The 13,692-nt window shown below is 72.3% G+C and carries 13 protein-coding genes and 1 pseudogene; 6 read left to right on the plus strand and 8 right to left on the minus strand.

Annotated elements, in window-relative coordinates:
- Positions 1-95: 95 nt before the first annotated feature.
- From ACFYM2_RS09555 to ACFYM2_RS09575, 5 genes are all read right to left on the minus strand, one after another.
- Complete coding sequence (locus ACFYM2_RS09555; protein ID WP_388834754.1) at positions 96-608, minus strand: universal stress protein; 513 nt, start codon at positions 606-608, stop codon at positions 96-98.
- 9 nt (positions 609-617) lie between these two features.
- A complete protein-coding gene (locus ACFYM2_RS09560; RefSeq protein ID WP_359005483.1) occupies positions 618-1,853 on the minus strand; it encodes an SLC13 family permease in 1,236 nt (411 codons plus the stop codon).
- A 122-nt stretch (positions 1,854-1,975) separates the two neighbouring features.
- Positions 1,976-3,898: a bifunctional metallophosphatase/5'-nucleotidase gene (locus tag ACFYM2_RS09565; protein WP_388459342.1), complete on the minus strand. Its 1,923-nt coding sequence runs from the start codon at positions 3,896-3,898 to the stop codon at positions 1,976-1,978.
- Between the two features lie 289 nt (positions 3,899-4,187).
- On the minus strand, positions 4,188-4,649 hold the full coding sequence (locus ACFYM2_RS09570) for a VOC family protein (RefSeq protein ID WP_359005392.1): 462 nt from the start codon (positions 4,647-4,649) through the stop codon (positions 4,188-4,190).
- Between the two features lie 44 nt (positions 4,650-4,693).
- Positions 4,694-5,293 carry a TetR/AcrR family transcriptional regulator gene (locus ACFYM2_RS09575; RefSeq protein WP_388834757.1) on the minus strand — a complete coding sequence of 200 codons (600 nt, stop codon included), beginning with the start codon at positions 5,291-5,293 and terminating at the stop codon, positions 4,694-4,696.
- A 63-nt stretch (positions 5,294-5,356) separates the two neighbouring features.
- Here ACFYM2_RS09575 and ACFYM2_RS09580 point away from each other — a divergent pair, with 63 nt between their 5' ends.
- Together ACFYM2_RS09580 and ACFYM2_RS09585 are read left to right on the plus strand one after the other, a co-directional pair.
- Positions 5,357-6,178: a class I SAM-dependent methyltransferase gene (locus ACFYM2_RS09580; RefSeq protein ID WP_388834760.1), complete on the plus strand. Its 822-nt coding sequence runs from the start codon at positions 5,357-5,359 to the stop codon at positions 6,176-6,178.
- 185 nt (positions 6,179-6,363) lie between these two features.
- Positions 6,364-7,572 (plus strand): FAD-dependent monooxygenase, encoded by a 1,209-nt coding sequence (locus tag ACFYM2_RS09585; protein WP_388834763.1) that lies wholly within the window; start codon positions 6,364-6,366, stop codon positions 7,570-7,572.
- On the opposite strand, the gene ACFYM2_RS09590 is transcribed toward ACFYM2_RS09585, so the two are convergent.
- Positions 7,547-8,803, minus strand: a complete 1,257-nt coding sequence (locus ACFYM2_RS09590; RefSeq protein WP_388834766.1) for an RNA polymerase sigma factor — start codon at positions 8,801-8,803, stop codon at positions 7,547-7,549. The genes ACFYM2_RS09585 and ACFYM2_RS09590 overlap by 26 nt on opposite strands.
- Before the next feature lie 91 nt (positions 8,804-8,894).
- Between ACFYM2_RS09590 and ACFYM2_RS09595 the strand changes: the two genes are divergently transcribed.
- Positions 8,895-9,374 carry a GNAT family N-acetyltransferase gene (locus tag ACFYM2_RS09595; protein ID WP_388834769.1) on the plus strand — a complete coding sequence of 160 codons (480 nt, stop codon included), beginning with the start codon at positions 8,895-8,897 and terminating at the stop codon, positions 9,372-9,374.
- A gap of 136 nt (positions 9,375-9,510) precedes the next feature.
- A pseudogene (locus ACFYM2_RS09600) lies at positions 9,511-9,774 on the plus strand (esterase); the annotation flags it as partial.
- A gap of 195 nt (positions 9,775-9,969) precedes the next feature.
- Here the strand turns inward: ACFYM2_RS09600 and ACFYM2_RS09605 are convergent.
- Positions 9,970-10,878, minus strand: coding sequence for a class I SAM-dependent methyltransferase (locus ACFYM2_RS09605; protein WP_388834772.1), 909 nt, complete (start codon positions 10,876-10,878; stop codon positions 9,970-9,972).
- A 328-nt stretch (positions 10,879-11,206) separates the two neighbouring features.
- Here ACFYM2_RS09605 and ACFYM2_RS09610 point away from each other — a divergent pair, with 328 nt between their 5' ends.
- Positions 11,207-11,566 (plus strand): SPW repeat protein, encoded by a 360-nt coding sequence (locus ACFYM2_RS09610; RefSeq protein WP_388459353.1) that lies wholly within the window; start codon positions 11,207-11,209, stop codon positions 11,564-11,566.
- A gap of 151 nt (positions 11,567-11,717) precedes the next feature.
- Here the strand turns inward: ACFYM2_RS09610 and ACFYM2_RS09615 are convergent, their stop codons facing one another.
- A complete protein-coding gene (locus ACFYM2_RS09615; protein WP_388834774.1) occupies positions 11,718-12,221 on the minus strand; it encodes a GNAT family N-acetyltransferase in 504 nt (167 codons plus the stop codon).
- Positions 12,222-12,625: 404 nt separating this feature from the next.
- On the opposite strand from ACFYM2_RS09615, the gene ACFYM2_RS09620 reads away from it, so the two are divergent.
- Entirely contained in the window at positions 12,626-13,687 is a 1,062-nt protein-coding gene (locus tag ACFYM2_RS09620) for an isopenicillin N synthase family dioxygenase (protein ID WP_388459357.1), read from the plus strand.
- Positions 13,688-13,692 lie beyond the last annotated feature (5 nt).

The raw sequence follows: 13,692 nt of genomic DNA on the forward strand, positions 1-13,692 counted from the left end.
CACCGCCGCGCGGCGCGCCCACCGGGGCCACCGCCTGTCTTCAGGCTAGCGTCCGCGCTCCGCCGCTCGCCAGCGGGTGCCGGAGCGGCGGCGCGTCAGGGGCCCGGGCGGCCGGGCGGCGGGGGCGGCGGGGGCGGCGGCGGCAGCGAGCCGATGGCGGGGGCCGCGTCGGGCCACACCAGCAGGACCGGGCAGGGCGCGTGGTCCACGACGAAACGGGTGGCGGGGCCCAGACTGCGCGGGCCGAGGTGGGCGCGCTCGCCGTCACGGGCACAGATCAGGAGCTCGGCGCCCTCGGCGGCGCGTACGACCTGCTGTTCTGGGCGGCCGCGCAGGTCCAGGCGGCGGGCCGGGCGGCCCAGGCGCCGTTCGGCCTCCTCGAAGAGGTCGTCGGTGGCGGCCCGCGCGAGGCCTTCGAGCCGGGTGCCGGGATCGCGTTCGCGGTGGCCACGGCCGAGGAGCCCGGCGAACGCGCCGTGCGCGGCCTCGGCCACGGCGTCGTCGGTGACGTGCAGCAGGACGAGCTCGGCGCCCTCGGCCGCGTGCTCGCGCGCGGCCGCCACGCACGCGGGCCAGGTGCCCTCGGCGATCCAGATGATGACGCTCATGGGATGCGGTCAGCCTCCGATCGTGTGCAGCGCCGCCCACAGCGCGGCGGTCGACGCGACCAGTGTGACGGGAACGGTCAGCAGACCGAGCCGCGTGAAGTGACCGAGCGCCGGCGCGTCGTCGTGTTCGCGCAGGATCCGCCGCCACAGCAGGGTGGCGAGCGAGCCGACGTAGGTGAGGTTGGGGCCGAGGTTGACGCCGATGAGGACGGCGAGCACCGGACCCGGGCCGCCCGCCGATGCCACGGGGAGCAGCGCGAGCACGGCGGGCAGGTTGTTGATCAGGTTGGAGAGGACCGCGGCGACGGCGACGACCGCGAGCAGCGCGGGCAGCCCGTCGCCGCCGGGCAGCAGATGTCCGATCGCGGAGCCGAGGCCGTTGTCCACGACGGCCTTGACGACGACGCCGAGCGCGAGCACGAACAGGCAGAACGGAATGCCGGCCGACGCCACCAGCTTGCGGGGCGTGGTGCGCCGCCGCGCCAGAGCGCGGACGGCCAGGACGAGCGCGCCGGCGAGCGCCGCCCAGGCGGGACTGAGGCCGGCGAAGGAAGTCACGACGAACCCGGCCAGCGTCAGGGCGAGAACGACCACCGTGAACACCGGCACCGGAGTGTTCTCCCGCGCCCGGCCCCCGCCCGGCACGGCCGCCAGATCCGCGCGGAAGAAGACCCGGAAGACCGCGTACTCCACGGCGACGGCGGCGAGCCAGGGCAGCGCCATCAGTGCCGCGAACCGCGTGAAGGAGAGCCCGGCTGCGGCAAGCGCCAGCAGATTGGTGAGGTTGGAGACGGGCAGCAGCAGCGAGGCCGAGTTCGCCAGATGGGCGGTGGCGTACACGTGCGGCCGGGCCCGGACACCCGCGCGGGCCGCCGTCGCGAACACCACGGGGGTGAGCAGCACGACGGTCGCGTCCAGGCTGAGGACGGCCGTGATGAGCGCGGCGGTGACGAACACGCCGCCGAGCAGACGCTGGGCACTGGCCCCGCACAGCCGGGCGACGGCGTCCCCGGCGGCCGCGAACAGGCCCTCGTCGTCGCAGAGTTGGGCCAGCACGAGGACCGCGGCGAGGAAGCCGACGACGGGCAGCAGATCGCGGGTCTGCTGCCACGCCTCGGTGGGCGAGACCGCCCCGAGCGCCACGAGGAGCCCCGCCGCGGGCACGGCCGCGACCGCTTCGGGCCAGTCGCGGGGGCGTACGACGGCGAAGGCGAGCACGCCGAACAGGAGGACGGCCGACACGATCTCGGCGGTGACGGTACTCAGGGTCGGCCTCCGGGCGACGGGCGGTCACGGCGGCGAGCCCTGTGCCACACCGCCGCACGCGACCTTACGCGCTGGTCACCGCCGCGCGCGCGAGGGCCCGCTCAGCAGCGTCCCCCGCCGCCGTCCGTGCCGGCGGACGCCACCCGGGGGGTGCGGTCCGCGTCGCGCGGAGTGGGCAGCGGAAGCGGGCGCGCGAGGTCCCCGCGCGAGGTGGCCGCCGCGCGGGCGGTGACCCGGCCGAGCGGGGCCGGTGTGAGGACGGACAGGCTCTGCACATAGGCGACGAAACTCTCGAAGTCGCGGGTGTGGCGCACCGGTTGGGTGTGATGGAGCAGCGCCGGGTAGTCGTCCGCGCCGAGGAGGGTGTACGCGGTCGTCGCGAGCCGGTAGGTGGCGTGCGGGTCGAGCGGACGGCCGCCGATGAGGACATCGGCCGGAGCGACGCGGTTGCCCACAGGACCCGAGGCGTCGAAGGTGTAGCGCACGTTGTGCGACACGGCGAAGGGGGCGTAGGTGAGCACGCTTCCGTTCATCTTCCACTGCTGTTCCAGAGCGTCGTGGACGCACTGGCCGGTGACGGTGGCCGTGACGATGGGATCCCCGTAGCCCACCGCGTTGAACGCCTTGGTGTAGGCGACGGCTCCTTGGGCTGCGGCGTCGAAGAGCAGGTCGTCGTTGATGACGCAGGGCCCGATGCGGGGGGCGATGGCGATCACCGCGAGGTCGGCGGGGACGTTGGGCCAGATGTTCCCCGTGTCGAAGGGATCAAGGGCCTGGCCTCCGGCCCACAGCGCCCAGTCGGCCACGAGGTTGCCCATCGTGCTCTCGCCCGTGCTGTTCAGGCTCCGCGTGAACGAGGCGGTCTGGCGCCCGATGCGGGTGGCGCCGCGCCGGGTGGCGTATCCGGACCAGTAGTCGGCGATCTCCTTGAGGTCGGGATCGGGCGTCACATCGTGGGTGTTGGGGTGGTTGGTCGAGGTGGTCAGCGCCCGGACCACCTTTCCCGTCGTCGGGTCGAGACGCAGGTTGATCTCGTTGAGGATCTGCGCGTGGCAGCCCGCCTCGACGAACGGTCTGGGCTGTCCCGAGGGGTCGGGCAGCATCATGTTGAAGGCGCAGTGCCAGTGTCCGGTGACGATCGCGTCGATGTCTGACGACACGGCGAGCGCGAGGTCGTAGGCCGGGCCCGAGGGCGCGCTCCCGCTGTTGAAGTCGCTCCCGGCCACCGCTCCGTCGTGCATGCTCAAGACGATGGCGTTGACTCCCTGCGACTTGAGGAGCGCCGCGCAGCGGTTGGCGGTCTCCACTTCGTTCAGCATGCGCAGCGCCGTCTGAAAACTCGTGGTGGCGGATTCGGTGCCGGTCACGGTGAGATGGATGAACCCGATGGGAAGCCGCTGTCCGCGGGGGCCGTGCACCCACTCCACATTGACCGGGGCGAGGACGGTCTTTCCGGAACTGCCCCAGAGCATGTTGGCGCTGTAATAGCGGAAGTCGGCGCCGGGGAAGTGCCCTCCGGTGGAGTCGGGGAAGGAATTCGTCCATCCTTCACCCGCATAAGGGTGCCCGTTCTCCATGTGGTCGATCAGGAATCCGGGGGTGCGGTCGAACTCGTGGTTCCCGGCCGTGGAGAAATCCAGGCCCATGGCGTTCAGTGCCTCGATGGTCGGCTCGTCCGCTAGCGACGCGGCCGCGAAGGACCAGCCGGAGAAGAGATCGCCCTGCGCGAAGAAGAAGGAGTTGGTGTGTCCGGCGCGCAGCGCTTCGAGGTGCGCGGCCAGATAGGGGACTCCCCCGACGGTGAACTTCTTTCCACCCGCGCCCGTGATGACCTGGTCACTCGTGGGCGGAGCCTGGAGATAACCGTGCAGGTCGGTGATGCTGAGCAGTTGTACGTCCACGTACTCGGTCGCGGTCGCGGCGTCGGCCGCGTCCGCCGTGGCGAGGCCGGGGGTGCCCGTCGCCGTCATCGTCGCGAATGATCCCGCCGCGGTCATGAAGCCGCGTCTGCCCAAGCTCCCCATGGGGACGTCCTCACTTGAGAGTGGTGCGGTCTCGGGGAGGGCGGTGTCGCGTCCCCGGCCGCTGATTGACTGGCGTCGGCCTCCGGTGGGGAGGGCCGAATTTCCGGAACAGATCAGCGCCGCGCGCCCCGCGTCGGGGGCGCGGCGCTCTTTTCTGGAGCGTCGAATGCCGTGCACCGCCCCATGGCCCATGGCGGCATTGCCCGTTGCCATTGTCCCCGGCGCCACCGCCATCAAATCCGGTGCGCGGGGAACGAGTTGAGCCATTCTGTGGGCGGTGACGGTCATCTCAGTCCAGGCAGAATTCGTTGCCCTCGGGGTCGGCCATCACGATGAAGCCGTTTTCCATCGGCGGGGCCGGCTCGTGACGGCGTACCCGCGTCGCCCCCAGGGCGATCAGGCGCTCGCATTCGGCCTCCAGGACCGCCATCCGCTCGTCGCCCCACAGCCCGGGTGCCACGCGGACGTCGAGGTGGACGCGGTTCTTGGCCGTCTTGCCCTCCGGCACCCGCTGGAAGAACAGGCGTGGGCCGTGCCCGTCGGGGTCCTCGACGGCCGACCTCGCGCCGCGTTCCTCCTTCGGCACGCCGAGTTGCGCCAGGAAGTCGTCCCACGCGGCCAGGGCGTCGGCTCCCTCGGGCAGATCGACGCCGGGCGGCCCGGGGTGGACATAGCCCAGGACCTCGCGCCAGAAGTGCGAAAGCGCCCCCGGGTCGTGTGCGTCGAAGGTGACTTGAAGGTGACGGCTCATCGGTGTGCTCCGTTCGTGGTGCGTGTCGGGCCGAATCCGCGTAACTACCGTCCGTTTCCCCGGACTTCACGTCCGACGACGGCGGCCACGGTCCTGCGGACGGCCCCGGTGTCCGGCGCCGGGCCCTCCCGGTCGGCGAACAGCAGGTGTCCGGCGCCGATCAGGGTGGGCGCGAGGGCGTCGACGTCGGCGTCGGGCGCGATGCGGCCCAGCCTCCGCTCCTCGGCGAGATAGGCGGCGATCATGGCCGTGGCCTCCGTCAGGAGCGGGATGCCGTGCGGCGTGGTCCGGCGCAGCCGGGTCCGCAGGGCGTCCCTGGATATGACGAGCCCGACGATCGCGACGGCGACCGGGCCGAACAGTTCCGTCAGGGCGTGGGTGAGGTGGTCGGTGACGGCGCCCTCGCCGGCCGCCTCGCGCAGGGTGGCGGCCAGGCCTTCGAGCCGGCCCACCCGGTCCAGGACCAGCTCGGCGAGGAAGTCGTCGAAGTCGGCGAAGTGGCGGTGCAGGACACCTTTGGCGCACCCCGCCTCGGCGGTGACGGCCCGGCTGGTCAGGGCGTTGGCGCCGGCGCTCAGCAGGATCCGCTCGGCGGCGGCGAAGAGGTGCTGGCGCGGGTCGCGCAGGGCCACACCGGTCGGCATCGCTCCGTGCTCCGTTTCTGTCGGCCCCTTGACGAGTGGGCACACGCCCACAACAGTGGGCACATGCCCACTATGCCATCCGAGCCCTCCGATTCGGAGCTTCATCGAGCCCGTGGCATGGCCGAGTCGTTCGGGACGGACGCCGAACGCTACGACCGCGCCCGGCCCCGCTATCCGGACGCCCTGCTGCGCCGCGTCCATGCCCTGGCTCCCGGCCCCGACGTCCTCGACGCGGGCTGCGGCACCGGAATCGCCGCCCGGCAGCTGCGGGACGCCGGGTGCCGGGTGCTCGGCGTCGAGCCCGACGCGCGGATGGCGGAGGTGGCCCGGCGGTTCGGGATCACGGTGGACGTGGCGAGGCTGGAGGACTGGGAGCCCGGCGGGCGCAGGTTCGACGCGGTCACCGCCGGTCAGTCCTGGCACTGGATCGACCCGGTGGCGGGGGCCGCGAAGGCCGCGCGCGTGCTGCGGCCCGGCGGCCCGCTGATCGCGTTCTGGAACGCCTTCCAGCTTCCGCCGCAGGTGGCGCAGGCATTCGCCACCGCGTACCGGACCGTGGTGCCCGACGCCCCGTTCGATCCCACGGCCCTGGCGCGGGGGACCCATGACCCGTACGGGGCGATCCTCACCGCCACCGCCGAAGGGATCGACAGGGCGGGCGCTTTCGAGAAACCCGAACGGTGGCGGTTCGACTGGGAGGCGGTCCACACGCGCGACGCACTGCTCGACCAACTCCCCACCACCGGCCTGCTCACCCGGCTTCCCGAGCCCCAACTGGGCACGATCCTGCGGAAGGTGGGCGCCGCCGTCGACGCGCTGGGCGGCAGTTTCACGATGCGGTACGCGACGGTGGCGGTGGCCGCGAGGCGAACGGCGCGCGACTGAAAGGTAGTTGAGTTCCGGACAAGGGACGGAACGCCCGGACGCCGCCGCGTCGGGCTCGGTGGCCGATGGCGCGCGGGGGCCACAGCCGCCGCTCGCGGGTGGCAAGACAGGACAGATCGGGATACGTGTCGTGGACTTCCGTCTTCGGGCATCGCAGGGTGGAGCCCGAGGAAAGGGAGCCGATCATGACGGTACTGATAGCCGGAGCGGGCATCGGAGGCCTCACGGCCGCGCTGAGCCTGCACGCCGCAGGCATCGACGCGCTGGTGCGGGAGAGCGCCCAGGAGATACGCCCCCTGGGAGTCGGCATCAATCTGCTGCCGCACGCCGTGCGGGAACTGACCGAGCTGGGCCTTGGCGATGAGCTCGCCGCCATCGGCGTGCCCATGAACGAGAACGTCTACAGCGATACCACAGGCCGCCAACTCTTCACCGAACCAAGGGGGTTGGCCCTGGGATACCGATGGCCCCAGTACGCCGTCCACCGGGGTGAACTGCAACTCCTGCTTCTCGCGGCGGTACGCGAACGGCTCGGCCCGGACGCCGTACGCGTCGGCCTGCGCCTCCAGGACTTCGAGCAGGACCGGCACGGCGTCCGCGCCCGGTTCCTGAACCGCGCGAGCGGGGCGACGGAGGAGGTCCGGGCCGCCGCACTGGTCGGCGCGGACGGCCTGCACTCCACCGTCCGCCGGCGCCTTCATCCGCAGGAGGGGCCCCTGCTGTGGTCGGGCATCCGGATGTGGCGGGGCGTGACGCCGGCTGCCCCCTTCCTGAGCGGCGGCGCGACAGCCCTCGTGCGCGAGGGGGAGGCGCAGTTCGTCGCGTATCCGATCGGCCGGGGACGGCTCAACTGGGTCACCCTGGTGCGGCTGGCCGCACCGGGCCCCCTCGGCGAGAGCGCGAACTGGAACAGCGCGGGCCGCCTCACGGACGTCCTGCCCCACGTCGGACACTGGTCGCTCGGCTGGCTCGACGTGCCCGGGCTGCTCACCGGGTGCGCCGGGATCCTGGAGTACCCGATGGTGGACCGGGAGCCGCTGGCCACGTGGGGCGAGGGCCGGGTGACCCTGCTGGGCGACGCGGCGCACCCGATGTATCCGGTGGGCGCCAACGGCGCGTCCCAGTCGGTGGTCGACGCCCGCGTACTCGCGCACGAACTGGCCACCACCGCCGATCCTCTGTCCGCCCTTCGCCGCTATGAGGCGCGGCGGCGCGAGGCGACGGCGGCCGTGGTGCTTGCGGCCCGGGCGATGAACCGGAACGAGCAGGGTTCGGCCCGTTCCATCGCCCGCATGACCGACACCTACCGGCACGTCACGGGAAGCGACGTGGACGCGCTCAACACACGCGCCTCACTGAACACGCGGCTCATTGACTCTCATCGTCGCCCCTGAGGCGCGCGGCGCGCCTCTCCAGGTGTTCCCGTTCACGGGCGTTGCGGGTCAGTGAGGCCGCGCGCGCGAACTCCGCGCGTGCCTCGGCCGGGCGCCCCAGGCGCTCCAGCAGATCTCCCCGTACGCTCGGCAGCAAGTGGTAGCCCTTCAGGGCCGGTTCGTCCCCCAGGGCGTCGACGAGCGCGAGGCCGGCGTCTGGGCCCTCGGACATCGCCACGGCGACCGCACGGTTGAGTTCGACCACGGGGGACGGCACCAGCGCCTTGAGGCGGGCGTACAGGACGGCGATCGAGGCCCAGTCGGTGTCCTCGTACCGCATCGTCCGCGCGTGGCACGCGGCGATGGCCGCCTGCACGGAGTAGGGGCCGTCGCCCGCGTACCGCAGCGCCTCGATGCCGCGCCGGATGAACAGGCGGTTCCAGCGGGCCCGGTTCTGATCGGCGAGCAGCACCGGCGCGCCGTCGGGCCCCGTGCGGGCCGGGATGCGGGAGGCCTGGAACTCCAACAGCGCGACCAGACCGTGCACTTCGGGCTCCTTGGGCAGGAGGCCGGCGAGCACGCGCGCCAGACGCAACGCGTCCTCGCAGAGCGCGGGGCGCACCAGATCGTCACCGGCCGTGGCGGAGTACCCCTCGTTGAAGATGAGGTAGATGACTTCGAGCACGGACGCCAGCCGGGCGTCCCGGTCGGCGCCGTGGGGCACCTCGAAGGGGACCTCGGCCTTGGCGAGGGCCCGTTTGGCCCGGACGACGCGCTGGGCGACCGTGGACTCGGGCGCCAGGAACGCGCGGGCGATCTCCTGGGTGGTCAGGCCGCCGAGCAGGCGCAACGTGAGCGCGATCCTCGCCTCCGTCGACAGGACGGGGTGGCAGGCCGTGAAGATGAGCCGCAGCAGGTCGTCGTCGATGCGGTCCGGGTCGTCGAAGTCCGCCGGATCCGGCGGCGGCACGTCCTCCAGCGCGCGCCCGACCTCCGCCAGCTTGCGGGCGTACGTCTCCTTGCGCCGCACCAGGTCGATCGCGCGGCGCTTGGCGGTCGTCATCAGCCAGGCGCCCGGCCGGTCGGGCACGCCCGCCTCGGGCCACTGTTCGAGGGCGGCGACGAGCGCGTCCTGCGCCAGTTCCTCGGCGATGCCGACGTCCCGCACGATGCGGGCGACGCCCGCGATGATCCGCGCGGACTCGATCCTGAATACCGCTTCGACCGTCTCGGTCGCACTCGCTGCCGTCACGGCCACCCATCAGAGCAGCCGCCGAGGGGCGCGGCAAGCGTGACCCGCCCCTGCCTGCCTCCGCGCCCAGGGCGGTGCCTAACCTGGGCGCATGACTGAGCTCCAGTTGCTGCGCGCCGACCATGCCCCGGCGCTGCTGGCCTTCGAGCGGGAGAACCGGGCGTACTTCGCCGCCTCGATCCCCGACCGGGGAGATGCCTACTTCGCCCACTTCGCCGACCGCCACCGCGCCCTGCTGGCCGAGCAGGCGGCCGGCACGTGCTACTTCCACGTGGTGGTGGACCCCGAGGGTGACATCCTGGGGCGGGTCAACCTGGTCGACGTGGAGGGTGGTTCGGCCGACCTCGGCTACCGGATCGCCGAGCGTGCCACCGGAGCGGGGCTGGCCACGGCGTCCGTGCGGCAGATCTGCGTGCTCGCCGCCACGCGGTACGGGCTCACCGGGCTGTGCGCCCGGGCCACCCTCGGCAACGCCGCCTCGCTCGCCGTCCTGGCCCGCACCGGATTCACCCCCGTCGGCGAGATCGAACTGGACGGGCGCCCGGGACTCCGCTTCGTCCGGGAGCTGTGACCTCGAAGCTTCCGCAGGCTGCCGCGCCGACACGGGAACGGATCGGCCGACATCACTGTCTACTCTCCTGAGCACCCCCGAGTGGTGCCCTCCGGGACGCCCCGGATGATCTTCTGGCAGAGAGTTTTATCGACCGATGGGTCTCACGAGTAACAAGGTGCTGGTACTGACCGTGCTCTGCGCCGTGGTGATGTTCGTCGTCACCATCTGGCTGTGGCCGCGCCTGGCCCGTCAGAACTGGAAGACGTTCCTTGGCCGGCTGGGCCTGCTGGTGGCCACGCAGGTGCTGGTGTTCGCGGCGGTCGGGCTCGCGACCAACAACTCGTTCCTGTTCTTCGGGTCGTGGACGGACTTGTTCGGGCAGGAGCAGGGGGTGGGCGTGGTGGTGAACCACTCGGCCCACCTCGGCTCCGGCATCCAGCAGCTCCTGCCGCCGGTGAGGTGAGCACGCCGAGCGGGACGCGGCGGCACCGAGCCGCCGCGCCGCACAACGCCAACACACTGGCGCAGCACGGCAGTTGAGGGGCACCCCGGCCCCGGCGCTCCGGGACGGTTCGCGGGATCGCACCGTCCGGGCGCCGGGGCCGCCGTTTTCTCAGCCCCGGTCGCGGCCACCGAGCACACGGCCGAGCAGACCCCGCCCCGCGCGCCCCGTCGCCGGACGGGCGGGCCGGGCCACCTCCGGCGTCCCGGGCACCCCCGTCGCTTCGGACGCGTCCGGCACCCCGGCCTGCGCCGGGCGCAGCGGCTGCGGCGGAGTGGGGGCCTTGGCGTTCTTGCCGCCGATCCGGATCAGCGGCGCGCCTGCCACCTCCTCCACCCCGTGCCACAGGTCCGCTCGCGTAGCCAGCCACTCCACAAGCTCCTCCCGCACCGGCCCGGGGTCGCCCCAGGTGCCGTACGCCTTCGTGGCGGTGATGCAGACGAGCTTCAACTCCATGGTCGCGACCGCGCCCCAGACCGCCGCCGCGACGCCGGGGCAGTGCTCGGCCCGGAAGTCGTCGAAGGCCACGATCGCGTCGCGGGCGGCGAGCTTTCGCGCCGCCGCCACGTCCGCGTGCACGTGCTCGTACAGGTGCGAGGCGTCGACGTGGATGAAGCGGCAGCTGCCCGCCGTCAGACGCGAGCCGATGACCGATGTCGGCGCCTGCACGACGGTGGGCAGTTCGGGGTGGAAGGCGAGGTAGTTCGCCTCGAACGCGCGACGGGTGAGCGTGGCGTAGGACCGGTCCATCTCGGCGCTGTTGGAGACGTCGGGCGCCGGTGAGTCGAAGAGGTCGCAGACCGTGAACTCCTCGCCGGGCCGCAGATATCCGCCGAGGAAGATGGCGCTCTTCCCCAGGTACGCGCCGAGTTCGAGCAAGTCACCCCGCAGCCCCGGGGTTTGGGCCTGCCGGGTGAGGAACCAGTCGAACAACAGCTGATCGGCGGGCCAGAACCAGCCCTTGACGTCGGAGAAACGGGCCGGGGTCTCGGCTGGCGGTTGGGTCGTCGTGGGTGACATGACCCGGTCCTATTCCTGCCCGGTGTCCGGGACATGGCCATGGGGCGTAGCCGGGGCGTCTCTGGGCCGAAACCTTGCCAGGGTGACATCAGGTGACCTTGTGAAAGCGAAAAGTTACATTGCGAAGCCCGCAAAACTCTCACAGCTCCTCAACTACTCATAAAGGGCAGATAAGCGCACAATGGGATGGCGACATCGTGTCGCAGCGCGGCCAGACGTGCAGAGTTTTCAGAAGGAGGCGAGTCGGATGGCCGACGTCTCACACCGCCCTGGTGATATCTCGGGGCACCCCGATGTGTCGGAAATGCGGGACCGCTACGCACGGGTGATGGAAACCCGTGGGGTCGCGGCCGTCGAGGAACTTGTCATCCTCGCCGGCATTTACGCCGCGATCTCCGGCTGGACGGTCCACTTCTCGGCTGCCAAGCCGACCCTGGCCCTCAGCAACCTGGTCGTCGGCATAGCCCTGGCCGTCCTGGGCCTGTGCATGTCGATGGTCCCGGAACGGTCCCAGGACCTGAACTTCGTGGTCCTGCTCCTCGGCGCATGGCTGATCGTCTCCCCCTGGGTCGTCGCACGTAGCGCCGGCACCGGAGCCATCCTCAGCAACGTCATCACAGGCGCGTGCGTGTGCCTGTTCTCCCTGGTCGCGGGCGGCATGCTGATGAGCAGGTCTCGCAAGACCTGACGCCCCGCGCCGGACCCCGGCCCAGTTGGACTCCTCGCGTTCGAGGGGCCCGGCGACCGCCGGGGCCAGGCGCCTCTCCCGCCTGGTCCACCCGGCGGCGACGCCCCAACTCCCCTGCGGAGCAAGGGCGTCGGCGCCGGGCGTCGGTCGGTCAGCCCGTGCGGCGCAGCCACCGGCGCTCGCCGTCCTGCCACTCGTCGCCCGGCGCGAGCCCGCACGCGGTGGCCACGGCGGCGGACGCGTGGTGCTCGGGGTGGATGTGGGCCATCACCGTCCGTACGTCCTGCCGGCCGAGCCATGCCACCAGCGCCCGGGCCGCTTCGGTGGCGATACCCCGGCCCTGCCAGGGCGTCCCCACCACCCACGCGATCTCGGCGCGAGCGCCGTCGTCGAACTGTCCGATCGTGGCTTGCACGGTCCCGGCCAGGTGCTCCTCGTCGCGGAGCCGGATCACCCAGTTCAGCCAGCTCACCGCCGGGTCGGGGGATCCCGCGCCCAGGCGTTGGTAGCGCTCGCGCAGCGCCCCAGAGGTGTCCGGGGCGCCGCCGGTGAAGGCGTGCAGCGCCGGGTCCGACAGCACGACCGCCATCTCCTCGGCGTGGTCGACGCGCAGCGGCACGAGGTCGAGCCGGACGGTGGTGATGGTCTCGGCCATGACGGGCACCGCGCGACCCCTTCCTGTTCCTGTCGGGCGCCCCACATGAGGGCGACGCCTGCGTACGATCCTGGCACCGGCACAGCTCAGCCGGCCCCTCCGCCGCCCGCCCGCCCGCGCACTGGACGGTACCGGCGGCCCGGCGTTTCGGACGCGGCCTCCGTTTGTGAGCGTGCTCACAGCGTCGCGCGGTTCACCCAGGAGTAATCTGGCGACATGCCTCCGCTCGTTCGACGCCGCCACGTGGACTACGTCCGCGTGACGAGCATGGCCTGTCGCGCTCACCGCTGACCCAGGCCCCTCCTTCACCCTCCCCCTGCCTGCCACGGCGCCCGCCCCACCCCGGCGGAGCCGTGACCGCGCCCACCCGCGCCGGCCGGGGCATATCCCAGCGGATGGCTCCCATGTCGTACGTGACGACCTCGCAGCTCCCCATCATCGACCTCTCGGCCGCCGACCGAGGCCCCGAGGCCCGACGGCTGCTGCGCGCCCAGCTCCACAGCGCCGCCCACGGCGTCGGCTTCTTCCAGTTGGTCGGGCACGGCGTCACCGACGCCGAGACCGCCGCGCTCAATGACACGATGCGGGCGTTCTTCCGGCTGCCGGAGGCGGACCGGCTCGCCATCGACAACGTCAACTCGCCCCATTTCCGCGGCTACACCCGCACCGGGGACGAACGGACCGGCGGTTCGCGCGACTGGCGCGACCAGCTCGACATCGGCGCCGAGCGCCCCGCGCGCGTACCCGCTCCCGGGGAGCCCGCGTACTGGTGGCTGCAAGGTCCCAACCAGTGGCCCGGCGCCCTTCCCGAGCTGCGGAGCGCGGCGCTCACCTGGATCGACCGGCTCAGCGCGGTCGCCGAGAAGCTGCTCCACGAGCTGCTTGCGGCGATCGGGGCGCCCGAGGACTTCTACGACGACGTCTTCGGCGACCAGGCCCATCCGCATCTGAAGCTGGTGCGCTACCCCGGCAGCGCCGAGGACGGCACCGCGCAGGGCGTGGGCGCCCACAAGGACTACGGCTTCCTGACCCTGCTCCACCAGGACACGGTGGGCGGTCTCCAGGTGCAGCGCGAGGACGGCCGCTTCCACGACGTGCCGCCGCTGCCCGGCGCCTTCGTCGTCAACCTGGGCGAGCTGCTGGAAGTGGCGACCAACGGCTACCTCGTCGCCACCAACCACCGGGTGGTGAGCCCGCCCCGGGCCACCGAGCGGTTCTCGGTGCCGTTCTTCTACAACCCGCGCCTCGACGCCCGGATCGAGCCGCTTGTCTTCCCGTACGCGGCCCACGCGCCCGGCGCGACCGCCGACCCGGCCAACCCGCTGTTCGCCGAGTACGGACGCAATGAGCTCAAGGGCAAGCTGCGCGCCCATCCCCTGGTCGCCGCCCGTCACCACGCGGACCTGCTGCTCACCGAGCCTCCGCTCGCCGAGCGTCCACTGGCCGGCGCCGCGCCGCTGTCGTAACCGCG

Origin of the sequence: Streptomyces sp. NPDC006711 (assembly GCF_042869775.1) — a bacterium.
Taxonomy (GTDB): Bacteria; Actinomycetota; Actinomycetes; order Streptomycetales; family Streptomycetaceae; genus Streptomyces.

What these genes read in the sequence shown, in the direction of transcription:
- ACFYM2_RS09610 (WP_388459353.1), top strand. Translation starts at nt 11,207, where the DNA reads ATGGAAACCCGTGGGGTCGCGGCCGTCGAGGAACTTGTCATCCTCGCC.
- ACFYM2_RS09555 (WP_388834754.1), bottom strand. Translation starts at nt 608, where the DNA reads ATGAGCGTCATCATCTGGATCGCCGAGGGCACCTGGCCCGCGTGCGTG.
- ACFYM2_RS09595 (WP_388834769.1), top strand. Translation starts at nt 8,895, where the DNA reads ATGACTGAGCTCCAGTTGCTGCGCGCCGACCATGCCCCGGCGCTGCTG.
- ACFYM2_RS09570 (WP_359005392.1), bottom strand. Translation starts at nt 4,649, where the DNA reads ATGAGCCGTCACCTTCAAGTCACCTTCGACGCACACGACCCGGGGGCG.
- ACFYM2_RS09565 (WP_388459342.1), bottom strand. Translation starts at nt 3,898, where the DNA reads ATGGGGAGCTTGGGCAGACGCGGCTTCATGACCGCGGCGGGATCATTC.
- ACFYM2_RS09585 (WP_388834763.1), top strand. Translation starts at nt 6,364, where the DNA reads ATGACGGTACTGATAGCCGGAGCGGGCATCGGAGGCCTCACGGCCGCG.
- ACFYM2_RS09580 (WP_388834760.1), top strand. Translation starts at nt 5,357, where the DNA reads ATGCCCACTATGCCATCCGAGCCCTCCGATTCGGAGCTTCATCGAGCC.
- ACFYM2_RS09575 (WP_388834757.1), bottom strand. Translation starts at nt 5,293, where the DNA reads ATGCCGACCGGTGTGGCCCTGCGCGACCCGCGCCAGCACCTCTTCGCC.
- ACFYM2_RS09605 (WP_388834772.1), bottom strand. Translation starts at nt 10,878, where the DNA reads ATGTCACCCACGACGACCCAACCGCCAGCCGAGACCCCGGCCCGTTTC.
- ACFYM2_RS09615 (WP_388834774.1), bottom strand. Translation starts at nt 12,221, where the DNA reads ATGGCCGAGACCATCACCACCGTCCGGCTCGACCTCGTGCCGCTGCGC.
- ACFYM2_RS09620 (WP_388459357.1), top strand. Translation starts at nt 12,626, where the DNA reads ATGTCGTACGTGACGACCTCGCAGCTCCCCATCATCGACCTCTCGGCC.